This is a genomic window from Clostridium sp. CM041 (assembly GCF_055081035.1).
The window spans coordinates 2,961,027-2,984,562 of record NZ_CM143648.1 but is presented as its reverse complement, the minus strand read 5'-3'; the positions used below and the strand labels follow the sequence as shown (position 1 = coordinate 2,984,562).

The window sequence follows — 23,536 nt, the reverse complement described above, 5'->3', positions numbered from 1 at the left end:
ACTGTCAAATAATCTTTTTACTGAATTTTGTTTAATTAACTATAATAAAATACTATGTAATATTATTATGAAATCAATTTCAAAATCACTTTGAGCCCTTATAATCTCTAGTTTAGATTCTCTCAATAACAATACTGCTTTACTTTATTACAACAATATTCTAAGGAAATTTTGTACAAACGTATAAGCAAATGCACAATTTTATATTACAATTCAATAAGTACAAATAAATTAACATAGTGTATATACATATTTTATTAAGTATATACAATCATCACTAAATGCTTATGATATAATTGCACCCATAAATATACTAGGGCATACAGGAAATATCCATGACAACTTCCACTATTTACTTTTTTCATATGCCTAGAATAAACATAAAAGTGAGGTAGATTAAAATGAATAAGCATGCAATATATCATATTACTGAAACACCCTATGCCTATGGAAGAGATTTAAACACTCTAGTGCTGCGTTTAAGAACAGCAAAAGATGATGTTAAAAAGTGCAATTTATATTATAAAGATAGATATAACTGGGATGATCCATACGATGTTAAAGAAATGAAAATTACAGCTCAAGCTGACTTATTTGATTATTTTGAAACAGAAGTATCCGTTGAGAGAAACAGATATAGATATTACTTTGAGCTAATTGATTGGGATAATAATATAATATGTTTTGATGAAAGAGGCTTTAGAGATAAGACAACAGATCTAAAAGAAATCACAGCTTTTCAATTTGCCTATTTGGCAGAGGGCGATTTATATGAAGAAGCTCCTTGGTTACAAGAATCAGTTGTATATCAAATTTTTCCGGATCGTTTTTATAATGGAGATAAAAGTAACGACCAAGAGAATACTTCCAAATGGGGCAGTGTAGTAAACACTGAATCTATGTTTGGTGGAACTATTAAGGGAGTTATTGATAAGTTAGACTATCTAGAGGAATTAGGCGTTAATTTAGTTTACTTAACTCCAATATTTAAATCCACTTCAAACCACAAATATAATACAGCAGATTATTATGGCATAGACCCTCAGTTTGGGACCTTAGACACAGCAAAAGAGTTAATAAAAAAATGTCATGAAAAAGGAATGAAAATTATTTTTGATGCTGTATTCAATCATTCAGGAAGTAACTTCTTTGCCTTTGAGGATTTACTAGACAAACAAGAAGCTTCAAAGTATAAGGACTGGTATTTTATCGACAGTTACCCAGTTAGTACTGATACTGTGAACTACTATACTTTTGCTGATGACGTAAGCACAATGCCGAAATTAAATACTCATAATAGTGAAGTAAGAGAGTATTTATTAAAGGTGGGAGAATATTGGATAAAAGAAATAGGAATTGATGGTTGGAGACTGGATGTTTGCGATGAAGTTGACCATGATTTTTGGAGAGCTTTTAGTAAAGTAGTTAAAGCAGCTAATAAAGATGCGGTTATTGTTGGTGAAATAATGCATGAAGCAAACTCCTTCTTAAAAGGAGATCAACTGGACAGTATAATGAACTATCCTTTTAAATCTGCTTTAGTTGATTTTTTCGCTAATAGAAGCATAGCTGCAGAAGAATTCGACAATATATTATCTTCTAATAGAACTCTTTATATGAGTAGCATCACAAGGCAACTCTGGAATCTAATAGGCAGTCATGATACTAAGAGATTTTTAACTGAATGTGAGGATAATGTAGACAGAATGAAGCTTGCAATCGCCTTCCAATTTTGCTACCAAGGAGTTCCATATATTTATTATGGAGATGAAATAGGTCTTAATGGTGCTGAGGATCCTCAGTGCAGAAAATGTATGATTTGGGATGTAGAAAAGCAAAATATAGAATTATTTAACCACTATAAGACTATGATATCTCTTCGAAAAAATAATAGTGCTTTAATTTATGGTGGCTACAAAAAACTCTATTGCAAGGACAATGTATTAGTTTTTGAAAGAAGTTATGAAGGTGACTCTCTACTAATTGCTATTAACAATAGTGATAAAGAGTATAATGTTAAGCTATCTTTAGATAACACCGCTATAGATATTTTCACTTCACAGGAAACAAAATTAAACAATGGATTAATATTAGACCCTATGGAATTCAAAATATTAAAGTTATAGGAAATAAGAAAGCGGGGCAGTCGTTGATAAAAGGCGTGCCCCTTTTTTAATATATACTTTTCGTTATAGCATAATATAAGAAAAAAGATCCTAATATATTGGTTCATGATGATTCATAGAAAAACCATCAACCATTACATCTAACCTCTCTGAAGTATCCTCTTTTATCTCTACTGGTTTTAGTTTTTTCACAATTCCAAGAGGCTCGTTTAATGAAAGTTTATCGGTGCGTCCTGATATAACCCACAAAATTTTATACCCTTTTGGCATTACATCCAGTTTTTCTTCACCCTTTCCATCTGTAAAATATATTAGTATATTGGTATCCGTATTATTTACATACTTAACTACCGGTGTAAATTTTGTACCACCGCGCGAACTACAACGCTTTCTTATACTACTAATAGACTTAGCCTTGTATACTTGCCTTATTTGCGAATCACATTCAATCAAGGTTATTTCATGCTTATAAGTTTTTACAATATTAAAAACTTCCTTTATTGCTCCATGAAACTCCTCATCACTTATGCTACCGCTTATATCTATAGCCAAGGTAATTTTAGCTGTATGTCCTCTTAGTTCTCCCCTTAAATCTAATCTATTAGGTTGACGTCTGTTCCTTCTTGACACAGTCTTTTTTTTATCACTTTCTAAGGTTCCCATTATTTTTTTCAGATATAAATTCCAAGGAATTTCACCTTTACTCGCTTTTAATCCTTTGAGAATTCCCTCTAAATAAAGAGGAACCTTGCCCTTTTCTGCAAGTTTCGCAAATTTTCGCGTAAAATCTTTAAGGGTCTCCTCATCTGTCTCTATAGATTCTTCCCATAAATCATGAGTTTTAGATGTATTAAATTCTTTTTCTATGTGCTTATCCTTAGAGTCATCTTTTTCTCTCTCATCTTCTTGTTCTAATAGATTTAAGGCTTCTTGAATTGTATGCGCATAATACTCCATAGTCATATAATGTTGCATCTTTAAACTATACTTAAAATTTATACTGTCTATTGTCGTGGCATAGGGCGGCAAATAATCTATATACTGGTTCACTACTATATCCATTGCCATATTAATAGAAAGGGTACTATATTTTGTTTTAAGACTCCTTGCACGATTCAAATGGGAGGATAATATGTGATAAATCTCGTGTTTAATAGAGCCCATCATCTGCCTCGGTGTAAGATTTAAAAAGATATAGGGATTAAAATAAATAACGTACCTAGATAATTTAAAGTTTACAGCCGTGGGCGAGGTTATGTCATATTTTATCTCCCTAGACATTTGAAGCAGAAAATACCCATAAAAGTTTTCGTTATCTTCTATGAGCATAAAATTAACCTTTTGCACAAGCTTCAAAAAGTTTTCCGCAAAATCCTTTGGCATTTCTTCAATGCTTTTCACATTAGAAATTTCATAATAAAGCTCATTTTTAAGACTTTCAAAGTTTTTCACCATAATTTCACCTAGCCTTTTATTTCATTGTAGGCCTTAAAATACATTTCAATGAAATCCTCATTTTCCAAACATAATTTATAAACACTATTATGACTTTCTTTAATATCCTGCATAATTCCTACCCCTAGGTCCACAGGGTAAATCTCTAGGAATTCTACAAGTCTTTGTATATCACTATTTAAAATTTCTTTTTTATCTAAGATACATAAAATATTATTTGCAATCAAATATAATCTAGTATGACTTTCTTCTTTCACCTTTGCTATTACATCTTGTGATAATTGCGTGCCATTAAATACCTCCTCATAAGAAATTAGAGGTTTATTATCTTCCTGTGAAAATGCCATAAACTCATGAGCTATTCTATTGCCTAAATTCCCTTTTAATATATTTAAAAATATTCTTTTATGGATTGTCTCTTTATTTTCCTTGTAAATCCTATAGCTTTTAGAAACCCGTTCATAACTTCTAGGGGTTGCTCTTATTTGCTCATCCTTTTGGTTATTAAGTAAATATTCTGGAAAAGTAGATATAAATTCTATAACCTTTTGCTCTATTTTATTCTCAATAGCCCATGAAATCCAAGCTAATGAATCACATTCCATTTGTAGCAAAACAAATCTATTTTCTTGCGCTGCATCCATATCAACTACTTGATAATCAAAATCTTCCCCGTATTTACTAGAAGGATTCATTGCAGCTAATATTTTAACTTTTTCATTTAGCTTGTACCCATTTATCTCCCTATTTAGTATAAGATTCATAAGCTCCTGCTGCACCGTATGTTCACAACGATTTATTTCATCAATAAATAAGAACACCTCTTTACCGCTAGATATCAAATTATCTATTTCTTGTAGCTTTGTGTGAACCGCGTAAACAGTATTTTTCTTACTAACAGTCTTTCCTCTATCATCTTTAAAACTATAATCCTCAACTGTTGGAAGACCACCTATTTCTCCTTCTTTCAAAAGGTTTCCATCTATAATAACTAGGCTCCAGCCTTTAATTTTTGAAAGCGTCTTCGCTAAGGCAGTTTTACCTATACCACTTTCACCTATAACTAAAGGTACTTCATCCGTTTGTATAACAAGATCTACACTTTGCATTGTATCTTTAAAATTCATCATTCACCCTTCTTACATCATATTCAGTTTTTCATCAACTGCTATTTTTTTGCAGACTTTACTACCATATTTATAAATAAAAATTATTTTATCCATAGATATATTTCCATATTTTTTATTTATACTATCGCAGTTTATAAAATCTCTTACGTATTTTTCTGATATAGTTTCTTTAGATAATACATCTTTGAAAGCCAGCTCCGTAGCATCCATTGGTAGGTCATTAATGAAATATTTCATTACCAAGGCATTGCGCTTTAAAAATGATATTTTTTTATTTTCATCTATGTTTGAAATGAACTTTATTGCAGCTTCATTTTCGCAAACAGCCAAAATTTCTGCATTTAAGGTTGCATTTTTTATATACCTTAACGCATTATAATTTATTTTTATAGCCAAAATTTGTATTTCTTCATTTGGGTTGTCTATATATTTTATAGAGTCATAATCTTTTTCTATAGCTAGTTTTTGCAATAAATTGCTTGGTTCTTTTGCATATTTTATTGCATAGCCTTTTTGATCAATGCCTATTTTTATCAATTCTTCGCAGGGATTTTCAATAAATTCCAAAGTATTCCATAGCTTTGACACAACATATTTTTTCATATCATAACTTGGATTTTCTACAAACTCAATTGACCGTGGATTACTTCTTATTGCTAGCTCCTTCATTTCTTTTGTAGGGTTTCTTATATAACGTAGCATTACCCCATCTTTCTTTATAGCCATTATCTTCATTTGATCACTAGGATTTTCAATATTTCTTATAACAATTGGATTACTCTCTATCATCGCAATGACTTTATTTTCTATCATAAAATTGCACCTCGATACTTATTAATTTAAATTAATTATAACATGAAAAATGAATTTATTATTTCTTGGAAATAAAAAAAAGAGATATTTCTATCTCTTTCATAAACGATCTAAAATTTTATATTTTATATTCCAAAATACCGTTGCCCCAATTTTTACACCTATCTTTTCGATAGGTGGGTGTCCTCAGAGATGTTTAATAGTCCTTGCCACTTAAAATATTGGTCTTATAGGCCAAATCCACACCTAGATCTCGAACTCCCGTATTAATACTGTAGGTTGAAAATAAGAGCTTCACGAATACCTCAGAAATACAAACTTATAAAATCAATGAATACGTTTAAGTATTTCTTATTAAATTTATTATATCAGATTATAAATAAAATTCAATAGTAATTTATGGTTTCTTTAAAATTTTTTTTATGCAATAATGCCTTGTTTTTTTAAATACACTTTTGAGTTTTTATCTGCTTGTGCAGAGGTATATTCTCTTTGCATTTTTTTCATGGTCTTTAATATAACAGCATCTGCTGTACTCATACCGTCTATTGATAAAACTGCCAAATTTTTAATTGTATCTTCTGCAGTTTCTGCAACAATTCCATTTCTTGCAGGTATAATAGAATTATTTATAGCCAAAATCGCTGATTGCACAGCGACTGATGCAGAAGTTGAAAGCTTTAATGCACAGCCTTCCTTTGCCCCATCACATATCATCCCACTGGTGTTTGCAATGGTATTCTTTATAACACCATCTATTTGGTCATAACTAGCACCCATTAACCACGCTATAGCAATACCAGCCCCAGTTCCAGCTGCAACACCACAAGCACACAGTGCTGATAATCTCCCTATATAATGTTTTATATAGCTGTTCGTAATATGACTTATTGCCACTGCCTTAGCCAATCTATCATCACTTACATTAAATTTATTTTTATATGCAACCAATGGCAAAATTGCTGTAAGCCCATTGTTTCCGCTTCCGCTACTACTCATAACAGATAAATTCATCCCTGACATTCTCGCATCACTAGCTGCTGCTGTGAGCATCATTGAAGAGGTCATTAAGTCTTCTGACAGAATCCCTTTCTCTATGCTTTTCTTAAGACTAAATCCAACTCCCATGCCCATTTTCTTTTTAAGTCCTACCTTGGCTATATTTTCATTCATCACTATTCCCTCTAACATAAAAGCAATATCCTCATGAGGAATTTTCTCAATTTCTTTTATAATGTCTCTTATTCTCAAATTATATAAAATATTCTTTCCCTTATTGCTACTCTCATCCTCATTTGTTAGATCTATTAGAACTTCGCCTAATCTTTCAATATAAATAAATCTATTATGTTTTCCGCTTATAATTACACTACAATTACCTTTATCTGTTACAAGATTTACTTCTACATAGATTTTATCTCCAGTGTCTTTAATGTCTAGTTTTAATTTCCCACTATATAAAAACTCTTTTGCAAGTTGCACTTGCATTTTGTTAATTCCTTCAAGTACCCTAAAATCCTTTTTACTTTCTCCACCAACAAAACCCAGTGAAGCTGCAATCGAAAGCCCAACCTCCTGCGTATTTGGTATACCAACTGACAATCCATTTTTATATATGTTAGGACTAACAAAAACTTCTGCACTTACTATATTATTAAAAGTTATTAGTTCTTTAGCCTTTGCACATGCAAGAGCAACAGCTACTGGCTCAGTACATCCCATGGCAGGGACAACTTCTTCTTTAAGTGTTTGAACTATAAGATTTCTTAATTTCATGAAAACACTCCCCCAACGAATTATTCTAAGACATACCTATAAAATTAAATACATTAAAAACTTATGTAGCTTTTATTAATATTTTTTTAAATATACCTTATACATATAATAGCAATACTCATGCCAATAAAATTAACCTGAGAATAAAGCTTTCAGTGGTGTTTATTCTCAAAACGATAAAAAAACCAGTATCAAAATGAGAATTAATTCTCATTTTGATACTGATTAATGATTTACAGCTTTGAAAAAGATGATTTATAGCTTCGAAGAAGATGATTTGATCCCATATTCTTTTATTTTTCTATATAAAGTCGCTCTACTTAATTCTAAAGCCTCAGCAGACTTTGTAATTGACTGTTTACTATGTCCAAAATACTCTAGAGCTTTTTCAATTTCTTTTTTTTCTAATTCCTTAATAGGTATAATCTCTACATTCTTATTCGACTTTAAAGTGCTCTCGCAACCTTTCAACCTCTTCGGCAGATCCGTACATTTTATAACACTACCACTGCACATATTTACAGCATATTCTATGGTATTTTCAAGTTCACGTACATTGCCAGGCCACTTATAATTCATAAAAATTTCTAAAGAATCATCATCTATTTTATTTATATGCTTTTCTAGCTTAGAATTACATTTGTCTAAAAGATAATCCACAAGAACTATTATATCATCTTTTCTATCTCTTAAAGGAGGTATATTAAGTGGAATTACATTTAATCTATAAAATAAATCTTGCCTGAACTCTCCCTCTAGTACTTTTTTTTCTAAATCTTTATTGGTAGCTGCAATTATTCTTACATCTATGGGAATGGATTCTTTTCCACCAATTTTTTCGATAACGTATTCCTGTACTACCCTTAAAAGTTTAGTTTGAAGATGAATAGCCATGTCTCCAATTTCGTCCAAAAATATTGTTCCCTTATTTGCTAATTCAAATTTCCCTGCCTTGCCACCCCTTCGCGCTCCTGTAAAAGCACCATCTTCATACCCAAAAAGCTCACTTTCTAGCAATTGTTCTGGAATAGCCGCGCAATTTATAGTAATAAATGGTCCTTTCGCTCTATAACTATAAAAATGAACAGCCCGTGCAAATAGCTCTTTTCCAGTTCCACTTTCTCCCTGAATAAGTACTGTAGAGGTAGATTTCGCTGCTTTTTCCGCTTCTAATTTAACTTGTTCTAAGCAGTAACTACCACCTATAATGCTGTCAAAAGACGTAACCATAGTCCCTGTGGTAATATTATTTACTGTTTTTAATAAATCGGAAATATTACTAAAGGAGCATACTATACCAAAGTTTTTATCACCAATACTAATAGGTTTCGCATCAAGTACTCCTCTGAAATGATGACTACTACCATTATAACTAAAGTCTTTATTCTTTAAATTCTTATGTTTTTCGATAAGTTTATTGAAATCTAAGTCACCAATGAGATTTTTTATATTTGTATTTAAAATTTGGTTTCCATGAAGTCTAAATAGCTGTAATGCTTTGGTGTTATAATGAAGAATATTTCCTTCGTGGTCCGCTGCTATAATTCCTTTATCTACAGCGTCAAGGACTATCTCAAGTTCCCCTGCCAAAAGCTTTATTTTCTCTGTATTTTCCTGTTCTAATAGCTTTGAGGATATTAAATCCGCCATTCTATTTAAAAAATTCATTAGGTTTACTTGATTATTTATAATAGCATCCCTTTGTTCTTCTTCAAAAGCAATAAGCCCAATAACTCCAATAGTATCATTACCAACATGAATTGGACAACAAACCTCGGCAAACTCCTTGCAACTGTAAGCATTATCACACTTTAAGCATGCAAAATGTTTTCTAGGATTTTCAATAACGAAGCTTTCTCCCTGCGTCAGCGCAAATCCAAAAACAGATTTTTCATTTACTTTTTCTCCGATACAATTTCTATACCTTCCTGTCCCTGCTATTCTATTATAATTATTATCTACAACCGTCACATCTACTCCTATAACGCTTGATATCGCCTCAGAAATCTTCTGAACATTTGAAACTATTTTTATCAAATCCATACTTATCATCCTTTTAATTTTTTACATAAATCTGAATTTATTATACCATAGTTAAATAATATCCTGGGTCGCTGAAATGTCGTTAAACATCTGAATATATATCAGAAAATTCTATATTAATTCTTTCTGTACTAGTTTTATACTGAAATTCATCATCTACATAATGCTTTGTTAATGTTTTTGTTGGAAGTTTAATTATAGCCTCACTTCCTATGTTAATCTCACTTTTTATTTCAATGCTTCCTTCATGCATTTTTACAAAAGATCTTACAAGGAACAATCCTATACCTGCCCCTTCACAAGGACGTTTTAATGTTTTATCTATTTGTGCAAACCTCTCAAATACAAATTTTAACTTGTCTTCTGGTATACCTATACCAGTATCCTTTACAGAAATAAGAATACTATCTTCCTTATCAGTCAATGCCACTAAAATTTTACCACCACAATCAGTATATTTAATGGAGTTAGATAGTACATTAAGCATAATCTTCTCTATTTTATCTGGATCGAAAGTCATTATCTTTTCTTCTACATCTGTATCAAAAGTAAGTTGAATTTGCTTACTTTCCACGTAGGATGCAGCAGATAAAGCTATATTTTCAATCACGCTTACGATGTTAACCTCTACCATGTTTGGTTTAAGTAACCCTGAATCTACTTTCGTAATATCTAAAAAATTATTAATTAACCTCATAAGCCTGAAACAATTTTGTTTCATTACAACTAGATATTCATCTTTTTTCTCCCAAAATTCTTCTGTATTGTTATATATACTTAATACCTGAATAGCCGAATATATAACATTTAAGGGAGTCTTTAATTCATGAGAGATATTTGTAAATACCTCTGTAATCAATTTATTCAATTTAATAGTTTCATTTAATAATTGAAGATTTTTTTCTATGTCCAATTGCAGTTTTTCAACCTGCTTTTCAGGAGTAATATCACGTATTATACTTAATATCGCGGGTTGTCCTGCATATGTAAAATAAGTAGAGGTATTTTGCACATTAGCAACTTTACCATCCTGCTTAAATATTTTTCCTTCAAAATTTACAAGTGTGCTTTGCTTATTGTATATTTCATCAAACTTCTCTTTAATATTTTCACTATCATCTATATCCATAAAGTCTAAGATAAGTCTCCCTATTAATTCATCTTGGGTATTTAACCCCACTAATTTTATAGCACTTTCATTCACAAAAATCACTTTATCATTTCTATGAACAAATATAGCTTCTCTTGAATTTTCAATAAGTAAACTATGGCAATCTTCATTTTTCAATAATATTTTTTCTATATATATACGTTGATTATCAGTGTCCTTTAATTCATCATTAAGCGCTTGAAGTTGTAAATTTTTTCTATATATATTTTCTTTTTCAATTTCTACGTAATGACCTAATGGCCATGCAGTTAAAATAAATACTGCTGCCATAATTAAATCATTCTGAAAATATAAATTAACACTAGTATATGGTGCATAAATCAAATCTATAACTAGTATTATCCCTGATGAAATAACAGCCGTAGTAACACCATTTTTCATACCTAATTCTAATGTGGAAGTAACAATTATAAATAGGAACAATAATTTATATTGACTAGTACAATTATTTGATAAAATAATTGTAATTGAAAAAATCATAATAAAAACTAAGTTCTCAATAATTTGTATTAACTTTACATGTTTACATTTAAATCTTCTTATAGAAAAAAATGACCATAACCAATAAATACATATACTACTTACTGATAGTAGTGCCGTTGGAATTATATTAATATACCCACTTGAGTTTTGAAGAATCCCATTATTTGATATAAGAAGTTCATTGTATATTACAATTCCACAAAATAATAAGGAAATTAATTTAACAATAGATATAATATCATTTATTTCTTTTTTTCTGCCTCCGTCAATAGTACTCATTTTTTTCACATCCAATTAAAGCATTTATATTTAACGGCAATATAAGGATCATCACTGATCCTTATAACCTTTTTAAGTTCTTATTTTTCCCTAAGGCATTTTGGTTCTTCAGCTTTTACATTTTAATACATATATCGCCTAAATTCACTTTATTTCTAATATAATTATAACTTTCTCCAATCATTTTAGCATCAATTTTCATATTTTAAATTATGTCAATTTTCTACATATAATTCAAAATACCACAAACCTACTCTAATCTAAATATAAGTTTCAATAAAATACATATAAATATAAATATAAAATATGGATATACTATCATCGAAAGGAGATGGTATTAATGAATGAAGGTCTAATAGTACTAGCGAGAGGAATCATCGGATTTTTCACCTTATTAATATTTACTCGTGTTCTTGGAAAGCAGCAGATTAGTCAACTAACTTTTTTTGATTATGTTGTAGGTATAACTATAGGCTCCACTGCCTCCACTCTAACTACAGATTTAACTAGTAGGGCATGGCCTCATTGGGTAGGCTTACTTACTTGGACTGTGTTATGTCTTGTTTTGCAATTAATAACTGTTAACTCAAAGACTGCTGAAAAATACCTAGATGGTGAACCTACCATTATTATTATAAACGGAAAAGTACTTGAGAAATCCATGAAAAAATTTCGCTACACCATAGGTGACCTTTTATCACAGTTAAGAGATAAAGGTGTTTTTGACTTAAGCGACGTAGCTTATGCAATACTAGAAAAAGATGGACAATTGTCTATCTTAAAAAAAACTCAATGTGATACTGTTACAGCGAATGATTTAAAAGTTAAAACTACCCCTGCTAGTATTGATTTTGAAATAATTTACGATGGATCTATTTTGCAAGATAACTTAGATAAAATTAATAGAAATGAAAAATGGCTAATGACTAAACTAAAAAAGAAAGGTATTAATGATGCTTCCGAAGTATTTTTAGCTATCTATAACGGAGCAACCGGTTTACATATAGATCTTTATAAAGATGATATAGAAGAAAATAACAAATAGCAGATAAAGGGGCTTAAACTATGAAAAAATTTATATCATATGCTATACCAATAGTTACTTTAACAATTTTCGTACTAATAATGTTAGGAGGTAATTATTTGAAAAAGCCTCGCACTCCTTCAGAAGACGTAGTTTCCTTTGTAGAGCTATCTATAGAACATGCAAAATCTGAAAAGTGGGATATGCTTGAGCAAGATATCGTGAGCATTGATACTGCCTGGAAAAAAATCATACCTCGCATTCAATTTAGCGTTGAACGAGATGAACTATATAACATAAGTTTAAACATCGCCAGTCTTCGCGGTTCAATAGCCAGTGAGGATAAAGCTAGTACCTTAATTGAATTAAATCAAATTATTGAAAATTGGGATGAACTAACAAAATAATACCTAGTGATCTAGGTATTATTTTTGTTAGTTTATTATTTTTTTCTTTTTGAAATTTAGAATAAACTTTTTAAAACCACATGAAGTTCGTGTAATGCTCTAGTTGCCATTACATACCTAAGTTTATCCTCTTGCTTATATTCCCCCTGCAAACCCTCTGTTTTAAGTCCACAAGGCTCATCTAATATCATGATAACTGCATCAAACTCAAGTCCCTTAGCAAAATATGATGGAATCACAACAATTCCGCTATGATACACTGCGTTTTCTTTATTTATAATCCTAACATTAGCATCCTTGTTAATTAAATCAAAGATTTTTTCTGTTTCACTTATATCTTTACAGATAATCGCAATATTTTCATAAGTCTTACTTTTGAACTCAGAAATTTTTTGGGTCATAAAACTTTTAAGTTCATCCTTATTAGAAATTAATTTCTCTTTTACCACTTCACCATTACGTACTACGGGAACAATAGGATCTGCATGCAAATATTTATTAGCGTACTCCATAATTTCCACTGTAGATCTATAGCTGGTACTTAGTCTAAACTCCTGAGTATTACACCCTGGAAGTATATTCTTTATATCATGCATAGGTAGCTTCCCGTCATATGGAATCAGTCTCTGATTGCTATCTCCAACTATCGTTAAAGAAGAACACTTTGTTAATTCCTTTATTACCATGAATTGAAGTTCATTATAATCCTGAGCTTCATCTATTACTACATGTTTTATTTCCTCAGAAATCTTGATCCCTTCTAGCTTAATTTTAAAATATAAGATACCACCTAAATCATTTTCTGTTAATGCTTTATGCCCATTTATTTTGTTGTATAAATCAACGCAGTTTCCATTTTCAATCCAAGTAAGACTTCTTTTTACTGCTAATATCTCTTTAATTACTTCTCTAATTTTAAGTCTTCTATTAAAATCTAAATCATTTATTTTAAAATCCTTTTCTTCCTCAGCCAACTCTACCACACTTTTTTCATATTCTTTTTGTATAAATCTAACTTTTTCATCTCTAGCATCTCTAATCTTAGAATAAATAATTCTTTTGATTTTTTTACTTCTTCTGAATAAAGGCATAGTTTTATAGTGATTATAAAACATTTCCATTATTTCTTGTTTAGATAATACTATCTCATTCATAAATAATAAATCTTCTATTTTAAAGTATTCGTTATCTAATTTTTCTACTGAGGCATCAAGAAAGTTTTTATACTCTGTAGAATTTTTATACATAATATCTCTAGCAAATTCTTTTTCTCCACTAAGCACTTTTTCCATGTACTCTTTTAGACTCATTACTTCCATAGGCCCTAAAATGTCAAAGGCAAAGTCTTTAAATGTTGTTTGCTTAACTCCCGATTCTCCAAGGCTTGGTAGCACTAAAGATATATATTCCATAAATACATTATTGGGCCCTAATATTAGAACCTTGTCTTGGAGTATTTTTCTATAATTATAAAGCAAATATGCTACCCTATGAAGAGCGATAGTAGTTTTTCCACTACCAGCAACGCCATCCACTACAATAGTTTTGGTTCTTGGTTGCCTTATTAAATCATCCTGTTCCTTTTGTATTGTCATTATTATATCTTTCAGCTTTTCTGACGCATTGCTACTAAGAACCATTTGAAGTATCTCATCTTTTACATCTAGCGCTGAGTCGAACATGCCTTTAAGCTTTTCTTTTTTAATAATAAATTGCCTCTTAGCTAAAATGTTTACGCGTATCTTTTCCTTAGGAGCATCATAAAAAGCTTCCCCTAAAGCCCCGGTGTAAAATAAAGATGCAACGGGGGCTCTCCAGTCTACTACTAAAGGTTCATAAGTATTTTCTGGAGTAACTCCAAACCTTCCTACATACATTTTACTAATACCATAGTCTTCTTCAGAAAAATCAACTCTTCCAAAATAAGGAGAGCTCTTAAGCTCAGTTAACTCCATTACTCTTCTATCAATAGTTTTAAATGCTTCTTCCTTTACATATACCTCATGATCAAAATATTCTATTACCATATCTTCATCATCTCTATAATCTTCAATTACTTTTTTCCTATATTCTAAAATATATTTTGTAATTTCCATTCTCTTTTGAATATATTTTAGAATTTCTTCACTAATGATTTTAATAATTCCATTTAATTTTTCTTCTTCTATATTAAATTCTAATTGTTTCTTTAATTCAACTTCTATTAAACTAGCATCCATATCATATTTATTATTATTCAAAACTACCACCCCATTTAACAATTATATTTTTTCGTACAATTCGCATTGGTAATTTAAAAAATTTCATTCCATCCAATTATATCTATAATCCCAAGACCTGGAGAATCATTAATAGTTATCGTATTCCCTGCAATACATGCACCACCAACTATTGAATCATGCTCAAATAGCAACATAGTATCTAGATCAGCTTTAATCATATTAGATTTTGATGCTGCAAAACTCGTTGCTGCTGTAATGCCTATTCTACTTTCTAGCATACATCCCATCATACATCTTATACCCATATTTTCTGCCATATTATACATCTTTATTGCATTATTTATACCACCGCATTTCATAAGCTTTATGCTTATGAGGTCTGCTGCTCTTTTTTCAATGATCTTAAAGGCATCTGATGGACCAAAAACTGCTTCATCTGCAAGAATTTTTGTTTCCACATTGTCTGTTACATATTTTAGTCCATCTATATCCCAAGCATTAACTGGTTGCTCAACAAACTCAATATCTAACCCCATATCTTCGAACTTTCTAATAGTACTTACAGCTTCCTTTGGCCTCCACCCTTGGTTAGCATCTACTCTTATTTTTATTCCACGCCTTACCGCTTTTCTTACTGCTTTTACTCTCTCTATATCACGAGCCATATCATTTCCAATTTTCACTTTTAAATATGTATAACCATTCATTACAGCTTCTAATGATTTTGTCACCATTTGTTCCACTGTATCATTTGCTATTGTAATATCTGTAGTTAATGAATTTTTATATCCACCCAAAAATTTGTAAAGTGGCACTCCATATTTTTTGCAAAGCAAATCATATATAGCAACATCAATAGCTGCCTTAGCACTATTATTTCCGTGCATAGAACTATGAATTACTTTCATAATTTCTTCAATATTATCAATATCTAACCCTATAATTTCAGGTTTAATATACTCTATTGCTCCAATAATTGAACTCTGGGTTTCCCCAGTTATTAAAGGTGTTGGGGCTGCACTACCATATCCTATTTCTCCTGTATCTGTAACCATTTTTATAACTATTTCATCAGAAAAATTAAGAAGTCTCTTCCCTACTTTATATGATTGTCTCAAAGGAGTATTAATTTTACCTATCCTAATATCTTGTATTTTCATAATTATCCCCCACTAAAAGTTTAATATTTTTATAGTATTTTACTTACTTAACCTATTTATACAATAAGGAGTAAATTCTTAACAGTACAATATTTCATTATACCTCTATATCTACTTTAATTCTATTACTTTTATAAAATTCTTTACTAATTATTTTTATAAAATTTAACCCTAAAAAAAACTAAGGTCTATATCTTATAATAAGATATAGACCTTAAGGTTATTCTATTTTTATTTACTTTGCAAGTTCATATAATGCATGAGCATATATCTTAGCATTCGTAATTAAATTGTCTATTGTGATATATTCATTCTTTTTATGAATAGTATCTGGTTCTCCTGGGAACATTGGTCCAAAGGCTACGGTATTAGGCATTTCTTTAGCATAAGTGCCTCCACCTATGGATAGTAATTTAGCTTCTTTTCCAGTCTGCTCTGCATAAACCTTTTGAAGTGCCTTAATAATTGGACTATTTGGTGAAAAATATAATGGTTCTTGATGTTCAAACTTTTCTACCCTTATTCCAGTTCCATCAATTTTACTATTAAATGGAGTCATCATATCCTCTAATTTCTTTGTTACAGGATATCTTAAATTTAAAGTCATCGTAGCTGAATTTTCATTCATATCTACAACTCCAACATTAAATGATAACTTACCTGAATTCTCATCTTCAATGCAAACACCAAAAGACTCTCCGTGTGTTTCCATACCTATGTTTTCATTTAAAAATCCTACAAATTCTGACGCATCATTCGATCCAAGGTCTAATGTTCCAACGAAAGCAAATAATTGCATTATAGCATTTTTACCAAGTTCCGGTAAACTTCCATGAGCTGCTTCGCCTATAGATTTAATTATTACCATATCTTTATTAACTACTGCAGAAAGCTTGTAATTATTATCTTTTATAAAACCTTCCAATGCTTTAACAATGCTTTGTGCGTTAGTAGCCACGATTCCTGCCTCACAATAATCAGGTACTATGTTAGATACTTGACCACCCTTAATATATTTTATAAAGTTTTCACCCTTATTCTTGCTCTTAAAATCTTTTACAATGTTAAAAATAGTTATACCTTTTTCTCCATTGATTATTGGATACTCTGCATCTGGAGTAAACCCAGCAACTGGTGCTTTTTCTTTTTCTAAGTAATATTCAAGTTCCTTGCTTCCGGTTTCTTCATTAGTTCCAAATAGAACTCTAATTCTTTTAGATATAGGCAATTTCGCATCTTTAATAGCTTTTAATCCATAAAGTGTTGCCATTATTGGTCCTTTATCATCTGTAGTTCCACGTCCGTACATTTTTCCATCATGAATTTCTGCAGCATAGGGTGGATGAATCCATCCTTCACCTTCAGGAACTACATCTAAGTGACCTAACGCTACAACATAATCTTCACCTTGTCCATATTCTGCATATCCAACATAACCATCTAAGTTAACTGTATGAAAGCCTAAATTCTTTGCAGTGTTTAAAGCACATTCTAGTGATTTAGCTACTCCATCGCCAAAAGGCATTCCTGGCCTAGCTTCACCTTCTACACTCTTAATTCTTATTATTTCTTGAGTAGACTTAACAATATCCTCTTTCATAACGTCAATTAATTTATTTAATTCCATATTCGTTCCCCCCCACTTATAGTCTACGTACGCAGCTTTGTCTACATTCGTAGCTTTATCTACATTCGTAGCTTTGTCTACATTCGTAGCTTTGTTAAGATATCATATTATTTATTATTATTTTTCAAAGGTAATCCATCCTTTTTGAGATAAATACCTTAGAAACATAATTAACCTATTAATAGCATTCTGCTCAGTATCATCAAATTTTTGAGCCAAAGCTAAAGCTATATCATAAACAGTTTTAGTGCCATCACAAAGTTGCCAAACCATAGAACCCATTTCATCGAGCTCTATATCATTAACTTTTGATTTTTTTATGAGCCATCTCACAAACTTTTCTACTGGTTTATTATGGTTAAAAAACAGTTTTACTTTTTCATCACTTACAGACCACTGTTCAATCTTTCTTAATGGTCTGTAAATCATAAAATTTTCTTGTGATTTTTCTTTGTTTTTTTTATTAAACATACATTTCTCCTATAAAGAAGTTAAGAGCCATAGTGGCTCTTAACTATATTTTTCTTTATTTTTCATTAAGTTAAATTTTGTTTTACTTGTATAATTTTAACATTAAACGGTGGTTTTGTCCACTTTTGTAGCAAACATGTAGATCCATAATCCTAATCCCAGGAACATTATTGTAGCAAATGCTGGACTTGCAGCTAAAGTTGGGAATAATTTCGCTCCAAAACCTATGTCAAGCTTAGCTGTTGCAACTCCCGCCACAACTATACCCATTAAAGCATCTCCTGCAACAAGTCCTGATGCAAGAAGTATACCTTTTTCCACTTGTACTTTTTTCTTTTCTTCGTCTTTCTTAAATTTCTTTTCAACTAATATTCTAATAATACCACCACAAAGAATAGCTGAGTTTAAATGTATTGGTAAATATATTCCAAGTGCAACTGGAAGTATTGGAATTCCTGCCATTTCACAGAATACCGCAATTGTAACTCCAACAAATACTAGAGCCCATGGAAGTTCACCAGTCATTACACCTTTGATAACCATTGACATTAATGTTGCTTGAGGTGCAGCAACATCTTTACTACCTATACCGTATGTGCTATTAAGCATTAATAATACTGCACCAGCAACTGCCGCTGCTGCAACTATTCCTAAATACATACCGATCTGAACACTCTTTGGTGTTCCACCGATTACATAAGTTGTCTTTAAACTTTGTGCAGTACCACCAGAAACACAGATAGCAACACAAACTATACCACCTACAATAACAGCTGCAATCATTCCTTTATCACCAACGTTACCTGTAATCTTTAATATTGATGTTACAAATAACAATGTAGCTATAGTCATACCTGAAGCTGGATTATTTGAACATCCAATTAAACCAACCATTCTAGCTGATACAACCGCAAAGAAGAATGAGAATACAACCGCAAGTATTCCACCAACTATACCAACATTAATTATTGGTAATAACCATGAAAGTAAGAATACTAATACTGCCGCGCCTACAACCCAGCTTATTGGTGCCTCAATGTCAGATCTTTTTTGGGTATTCGCCCCACCTGCTCCAATGCCAGACATAGCTGATTTAAAAGATTTAATGATTGTTGGGGCTGATTTTCCAAGACTTATAAATCCACCAGCTGCAACCGCACCAGCGCCTATATATCTTATATAATTTTTCCAAATATCCCATGCTCCCATTTGACTAATAACTGTTACGGATGGAAATAATGGTGCTTGTAAACCATGACCAACATACATTATTAGCGGCATAAGCCCAAACCATGCTATTAAAGAACCTCCAAACATATAAAGTGATGCTTGAACTCCAACTATATAACCAACACCCATAAGAGATGCTAATGTATCAACACCAAATAATGTTGATTGCATAGGCTTTACAGTCCATTCAGCTTCTTCAACCCAAAATTTAAATCCACCAGAGAATAATTTGAAAACTGCTCCTCCTATAAGTCCTGTCAATACTGCCTTAAATCCTGAACCACCTTCACTACCAGTTACAAGAACCTCAGCCGCAGCCATACTTTCTGGATATATAAGGGTGCCATGTTCTTCTACTATTAAGAAGCGTCGTAGAGGTGTAACAAATAGCACTCCTAAAAGTCCTCCAAGTAATGTTACAACAATTATGGTAGAAAGTTTTAATTCCATACCCCAAAGTATAATTGCTGGAAGTATAAATATAATTCCGCCTGCTAGCGATTCTCCCATAGCGGCGATCGAAGATATCATATTAGCCTCTAATATGTTATTTCTTTTAAATAAACCTTTAAGTATTCCTGTAGCCAAAATTGCTCCTGGAATACCTGCTGAAATTGTCATACCTACTTTAAGTCCTAAGTAAGTGTTTGCAGCCGCAAATATCATTGCAAATAACATACCCATTATTATGGATATTGCCGTAAGCTCTGGCATTGCTTGGCTTGCTGGTACAAACGGTAAATAATCCTCACCTTTAATACCACCGTAAGCTGTATGAGATAGTTTTTTTGATTCCGCCATGATATATCCCCCTTTTGATTATAAATGTTAATCATATATTAATATAATTCATAATACCATATGTTGTAATAATAACTAATATGAAAATCTATCGTATTTAACCAAATTTTCACATTTTAATAATTTTTTAGTTAAATCCCTACAAAATGCTCGTTTTAGCTTAACATATCACTATAATTTTATATTTAATATTGCTTTTGAAACTGTACAAATTTTTTTATTCATTTTCAAATATTTAGTTAATATAGATTTATATTACTTCTTAAGGTACAAAAGAATATTGGTGTTTTTTTATCAAATATATTGCTAGGAAATGTAAAGCTTTACCATGGTTTTTTTATTGCAAAACCCTTTAGCTAAAGGGATACTAAATTCAATTATTAGACTATATTATAAATTCCTAACTAATTAATTTTCAAAAAATGAAAATAGCAGATATATAAACTTGCATTTATATCCTGCTATTTTATTATTTTAATTTTCCAAATCTACTAAACGGACTAATTATAATTCCTGCCTTACCCATTATATCTTTTTTAGGTATAAAAGGTTTATCCCAATATCTTGCATCTAGAGAATCTACTCTATTATCACCCATAAAGAAATAACTATCTGCCGGCACTTTATATTTCCCTGTTTTACCACCTGGATGTATAACATAACTTTCATTTACTTTTTTATTATTTATATATACAGTTCCATCTTCTTTAACTTCTACTATATCATTCGGAAGTCCAATAAGCCTCTTTATTAAATCTTCACCCAATTCATCAGAATGAAATACTACTATATCTCCATGTTTAAGATTATTTTTGTTATGAACTATTGTTACTAAAATCTTATCATTCAGATGTATTGTTGGTAGCATAGATCCAGTCGGAACAGTTACATTAAAGAAAACAACCTTGCGTATTACAAATGCTATTATAACGGCTACTACTATAGGTACTATCCAATCTTGAAATATTTTTTTAATAAAGTCCATAATTATCTCCTCCGAAATCTAACACATTAATATCTTATCACAATATTTACAATATATCAGTAATTAAAATTTATTTTCTTGTTAAATAATATCCTGCGGAGCTGCAACATAATTTGGTATGTAAAGGTGAAAGGAGAAGCTGACTTATTAAAAGTCACTTCTCCAAATTTGACGGATTATATAAAATTACTGTATGTACTATTCCATGCGATGCGCAAAATGTTCCATGATTTTTGCCCAAATACGTTGTGTTTCGATGAATTCAGCATAATGTTTTTCCACATTTCTATTGTATTTCTCGAGTTCTGCCAAGACATTAATAAACTCAGGCTTTCCAAAATAAGCACTGATTTTAGGCAATGTTACTCTCAGCTGCTCTTTTATCTCTCTAATCTTATCCGTGTAGTGATCTGGCTGAGTTATATAGAGCAGTAATGGCTTATAACGAATCCAACCTATACACGCATTATAAAAGCGAGTTTTAACCTTGTCCGTATCAGCTTTGATAAATTTTAATCGAATTGGGAGAACGCCTTCTAAAAGATGATTATATGTAGAAAATCCGTCATGAAATGTGTAACACGGCACACTCAAAACTTTTCTCTCACTTAGGCATGTGCTTAAAAAAGTATCCTCCCCTCTAGCTCCTGGTGGATTGTAAAAAGGGAAAATACGCTTAGGCTCAGTTAGGTTAATACAAAGATTAGCACCTGATATGAATTTAGAATGATTTATTTCTTCTACCTCTCTGGCCTCATGGCTAGTCAATGTCTTTGTATCTGCATATGTTATCCCACCATTTTTCATAACAGATTTTAATTTATCCCACTTAATAATATCATTACTAATAGCCTCAATAAAAGACCTAAAATCACCTTCGGTCATAGTGTCATTGAATTCCATATATGGAATTGGAGATATATAACCACAGTGATGTCCGTGAGTGATGTCTGCTTCAGTGATATTATTAAGATGTTCTGCCAAAACAAACTGACCTCCCCAAATTGCAGTATCAAGTGTATTAGTGACTGCCATTGGGTATTCGTCATCATCCAAAAAAACAAGATAATCCATTTTGTTTTTTATAGCATTATATAGCACAGCGTTACGCTTGGCTGCATATCCTTTGCCAAAAATCATTTGAGTCTCTTCAAAACTAATGACGTTTTCTCTAATTAAATAATCAGTTTCTTCTTTTATAGCAACGCTTCCAATAAATTTACTACTATCAATTTGCTTTACCAAATCGGGATGTACATTTGTGTAATCAGTTATTTCAGTTTTATTATAATGAAGATCATAGGCAACAAAAAGGTTTAAACTTAATCTTTTATCTGCTACCAAACCAGATTCATTCCAATTGCTTATGTTAGTTCTCAGCACCTTTTGAAAACTCTTTCTTCCCGTCGCAAATCCTATTCCGACTTTAATCTCTTTGACGTTCGGCATTTAATCACTCCCTTTTATAAAAACTTCATGGTAAAATATTTCTTTATTGTATATTATACCATAACTAACCCATAAAATCACAAATAGCATTTCAGACTAAATACTACATTTTTCTTTGTCCAAATTATATTTTAATTAGACATTATTTATTATATATTGCTTTTTTTCTTGCAAAAATAAAGGTAGTCGTGAAATTCATGGATTTTCAATTTAAGTGTTATGACCTCAGGGACTTCTGCTTCCTGTTAATCGAAGCACATTTTCTAAACAGAGGTCATATAATGATTTTGTAATACTATGAAAGGATTAGCAATATGTATAATGTTTATGACCCATATCCTTATGGTGTTAATACACCTATGTATAACCCATACAATATGTATAATCTTTATAGAACCTATCCATATCCTTATTACATTAACCCATCAATGTATACCTCAACTGATGAAATAGAGTATGATTCAATTCAGTTAAAGGATTATGGATCAGAACCGTTTGTAGTTAATATTAATGAGGCTACTAAGCAAAACAATACTTATCGTACCGCTTTGTGGACAGGAACCCATTTGCAACTTACATTGATGAGCATCAAGGTTGGGGAAGATATAGGTTTAGAGGTTCACCCAGATCTTGATCAATTTATACGTGTTGAAGAAGGGCAAGGGCTTGTTAAAATGGGTGATAGTAAATATAACTTGGATTTTCAAAAAAACGTCTACGATGATTTTGCATTCATCATACCTGCTGGTAAATGGCACAATTTAATCAATACAGGTGACATGCCACTTAAAATGTACTCTATTTATGCACCACCTCAACATCCACATGGTACAGTTCATGAGACTAAAGCAGATGCAGAAGCTGCTGAAGAGAACCACGACCAC

16 protein-coding genes, 1 other RNA gene and 1 pseudogene are annotated in these 23,536 nt (G+C 31.2%); 4 read left to right on the top strand and 14 right to left on the bottom strand.

The window, feature by feature from the left end:
• The first annotated feature begins 401 nt into the window (after window positions 1-401).
• Complete coding sequence (locus tag ACWJJT_RS14060) at window positions 402-2,126, top strand: alpha-glycosidase (RefSeq protein ID WP_462955154.1); 1,725 nt, start codon at window positions 402-404, stop codon at window positions 2,124-2,126.
• Window positions 2,127-2,216: 90 nt separating this feature from the next.
• Here ACWJJT_RS14060 and ACWJJT_RS14055 read toward each other — a convergent pair whose 3' ends face one another.
• The 7 genes from ACWJJT_RS14055 to ACWJJT_RS14025 form a co-directional block, all read right to left on the bottom strand.
• On the bottom strand, window positions 2,217-3,581 hold the full coding sequence (locus ACWJJT_RS14055; protein ID WP_462955153.1) for a vWA domain-containing protein: 1,365 nt from the start codon (window positions 3,579-3,581) through the stop codon (window positions 2,217-2,219).
• Window positions 3,582-3,589: 8 nt separating this feature from the next.
• Entirely contained in the window at window positions 3,590-4,708 is a 1,119-nt protein-coding gene (locus ACWJJT_RS14050) for an ATP-binding protein (RefSeq protein WP_462956785.1), read from the bottom strand.
• 12 nt (window positions 4,709-4,720) lie between these two features.
• Complete coding sequence (locus ACWJJT_RS14045) at window positions 4,721-5,524, bottom strand: hypothetical protein (RefSeq protein WP_462955152.1); 804 nt, start codon at window positions 5,522-5,524, stop codon at window positions 4,721-4,723.
• Window positions 5,525-5,649: 125 nt separating this feature from the next.
• Window positions 5,650-5,839: non-coding RNA, 6S RNA (gene ssrS, locus ACWJJT_RS14040), on the bottom strand.
• A gap of 105 nt (window positions 5,840-5,944) precedes the next feature.
• Window positions 5,945-7,300 carry an L-cysteine desulfidase family protein gene (locus tag ACWJJT_RS14035; protein ID WP_462955151.1) on the bottom strand — a complete coding sequence of 452 codons (1,356 nt, stop codon included), beginning with the start codon at window positions 7,298-7,300 and terminating at the stop codon, window positions 5,945-5,947.
• 255 nt (window positions 7,301-7,555) lie between these two features.
• Window positions 7,556-9,343, bottom strand: coding sequence for a sigma-54-dependent Fis family transcriptional regulator (locus tag ACWJJT_RS14030; RefSeq protein WP_462955150.1), 1,788 nt, complete (start codon window positions 9,341-9,343; stop codon window positions 7,556-7,558).
• 82 nt (window positions 9,344-9,425) lie between these two features.
• Complete coding sequence (locus ACWJJT_RS14025; protein ID WP_462955149.1) at window positions 9,426-11,276, bottom strand: sensor histidine kinase; 1,851 nt, start codon at window positions 11,274-11,276, stop codon at window positions 9,426-9,428.
• 340 nt (window positions 11,277-11,616) lie between these two features.
• Here ACWJJT_RS14025 and ACWJJT_RS14020 point away from each other — a divergent pair, with 340 nt between their 5' ends.
• Both ACWJJT_RS14020 and ACWJJT_RS14015 read left to right on the top strand, forming a co-directional pair.
• Entirely contained in the window at window positions 11,617-12,321 is a 705-nt protein-coding gene (locus ACWJJT_RS14020; RefSeq protein WP_462955148.1) for a DUF421 domain-containing protein, read from the top strand.
• 98 nt (window positions 12,322-12,419) lie between these two features.
• Window positions 12,420-12,707, top strand: coding sequence for a DUF4363 family protein (locus tag ACWJJT_RS14015; protein ID WP_462955147.1), 288 nt, complete (start codon window positions 12,420-12,422; stop codon window positions 12,705-12,707).
• A gap of 56 nt (window positions 12,708-12,763) precedes the next feature.
• On the opposite strand, the gene ACWJJT_RS14010 is transcribed toward ACWJJT_RS14015, so the two are convergent.
• The 7 genes from ACWJJT_RS14010 to ACWJJT_RS13980 all read right to left on the bottom strand — a co-directional run bounded on the left by ACWJJT_RS14010 (window position 12,764) and on the right by ACWJJT_RS13980 (window position 22,652).
• Complete coding sequence (locus tag ACWJJT_RS14010; RefSeq protein ID WP_462956784.1) at window positions 12,764-14,926, bottom strand: HelD family protein; 2,163 nt, start codon at window positions 14,924-14,926, stop codon at window positions 12,764-12,766.
• Between the two features lie 74 nt (window positions 14,927-15,000).
• Window positions 15,001-16,089: a dipeptide epimerase gene (locus tag ACWJJT_RS14005; RefSeq protein ID WP_462955146.1), complete on the bottom strand. Its 1,089-nt coding sequence runs from the start codon at window positions 16,087-16,089 to the stop codon at window positions 15,001-15,003.
• A 235-nt stretch (window positions 16,090-16,324) separates the two neighbouring features.
• Window positions 16,325-17,716, bottom strand: coding sequence for a dipeptidase PepV (pepV, locus tag ACWJJT_RS14000; protein ID WP_462955145.1), 1,392 nt, complete (start codon window positions 17,714-17,716; stop codon window positions 16,325-16,327).
• A gap of 117 nt (window positions 17,717-17,833) precedes the next feature.
• Window positions 17,834-18,187, bottom strand: coding sequence for a PqqD family protein (locus ACWJJT_RS13995; protein WP_462955144.1), 354 nt, complete (start codon window positions 18,185-18,187; stop codon window positions 17,834-17,836).
• A gap of 102 nt (window positions 18,188-18,289) precedes the next feature.
• Window positions 18,290-20,218, bottom strand: a complete 1,929-nt coding sequence (locus ACWJJT_RS13990) for an OPT family oligopeptide transporter (protein ID WP_462955143.1) — start codon at window positions 20,216-20,218, stop codon at window positions 18,290-18,292.
• A 469-nt stretch (window positions 20,219-20,687) separates the two neighbouring features.
• On the bottom strand, window positions 20,688-21,203 hold the full coding sequence (lepB, locus tag ACWJJT_RS13985; protein ID WP_462955142.1) for a signal peptidase I: 516 nt from the start codon (window positions 21,201-21,203) through the stop codon (window positions 20,688-20,690).
• 198 nt (window positions 21,204-21,401) lie between these two features.
• On the bottom strand, window positions 21,402-22,652 hold the full coding sequence (locus tag ACWJJT_RS13980; RefSeq protein ID WP_462955141.1) for a hypothetical protein: 1,251 nt from the start codon (window positions 22,650-22,652) through the stop codon (window positions 21,402-21,404).
• 314 nt (window positions 22,653-22,966) lie between these two features.
• On the opposite strand from ACWJJT_RS13980, the pseudogene ACWJJT_RS13975 reads away from it, so the two are divergent.
• Window positions 22,967-23,530: pseudogene (locus ACWJJT_RS13975) on the top strand (cupin domain-containing protein); the annotation flags it as partial.
• Window positions 23,531-23,536 lie beyond the last annotated feature (6 nt).

Coding starts and splice junctions, on each gene's coding strand:
- ACWJJT_RS13990 (WP_462955143.1), bottom strand. CDS start 20,218: ATGGCGGAATCAAAAAAACTATCTCATACAGCTTACGGTGGTATTAAA.
- ACWJJT_RS14060 (WP_462955154.1), top strand. CDS start 402: ATGAATAAGCATGCAATATATCATATTACTGAAACACCCTATGCCTAT.
- ACWJJT_RS14030 (WP_462955150.1), bottom strand. CDS start 9,343: ATGGATTTGATAAAAATAGTTTCAAATGTTCAGAAGATTTCTGAGGCG.
- ACWJJT_RS14050 (WP_462956785.1), bottom strand. CDS start 4,708: ATGAATTTTAAAGATACAATGCAAAGTGTAGATCTTGTTATACAAACG.
- ACWJJT_RS14045 (WP_462955152.1), bottom strand. CDS start 5,524: ATGATAGAAAATAAAGTCATTGCGATGATAGAGAGTAATCCAATTGTT.
- ACWJJT_RS14035 (WP_462955151.1), bottom strand. CDS start 7,300: ATGAAATTAAGAAATCTTATAGTTCAAACACTTAAAGAAGAAGTTGTC.
- ACWJJT_RS14025 (WP_462955149.1), bottom strand. CDS start 11,276: ATGAGTACTATTGACGGAGGCAGAAAAAAAGAAATAAATGATATTATA.
- ACWJJT_RS13995 (WP_462955144.1), bottom strand. CDS start 18,187: ATGTTTAATAAAAAAAACAAAGAAAAATCACAAGAAAATTTTATGATT.
- ACWJJT_RS14055 (WP_462955153.1), bottom strand. CDS start 3,581: ATGGTGAAAAACTTTGAAAGTCTTAAAAATGAGCTTTATTATGAAATT.
- ACWJJT_RS13980 (WP_462955141.1), bottom strand. CDS start 22,652: ATGCCGAACGTCAAAGAGATTAAAGTCGGAATAGGATTTGCGACGGGA.
- ACWJJT_RS14010 (WP_462956784.1), bottom strand. CDS start 14,926: ATGGATGCTAGTTTAATAGAAGTTGAATTAAAGAAACAATTAGAATTT.
- ACWJJT_RS14020 (WP_462955148.1), top strand. CDS start 11,617: ATGAATGAAGGTCTAATAGTACTAGCGAGAGGAATCATCGGATTTTTC.
- lepB (WP_462955142.1), bottom strand. CDS start 21,203: ATGGACTTTATTAAAAAAATATTTCAAGATTGGATAGTACCTATAGTA.
- pepV (WP_462955145.1), bottom strand. CDS start 17,716: ATGGAATTAAATAAATTAATTGACGTTATGAAAGAGGATATTGTTAAG.
- ACWJJT_RS14005 (WP_462955146.1), bottom strand. CDS start 16,089: ATGAAAATACAAGATATTAGGATAGGTAAAATTAATACTCCTTTGAGA.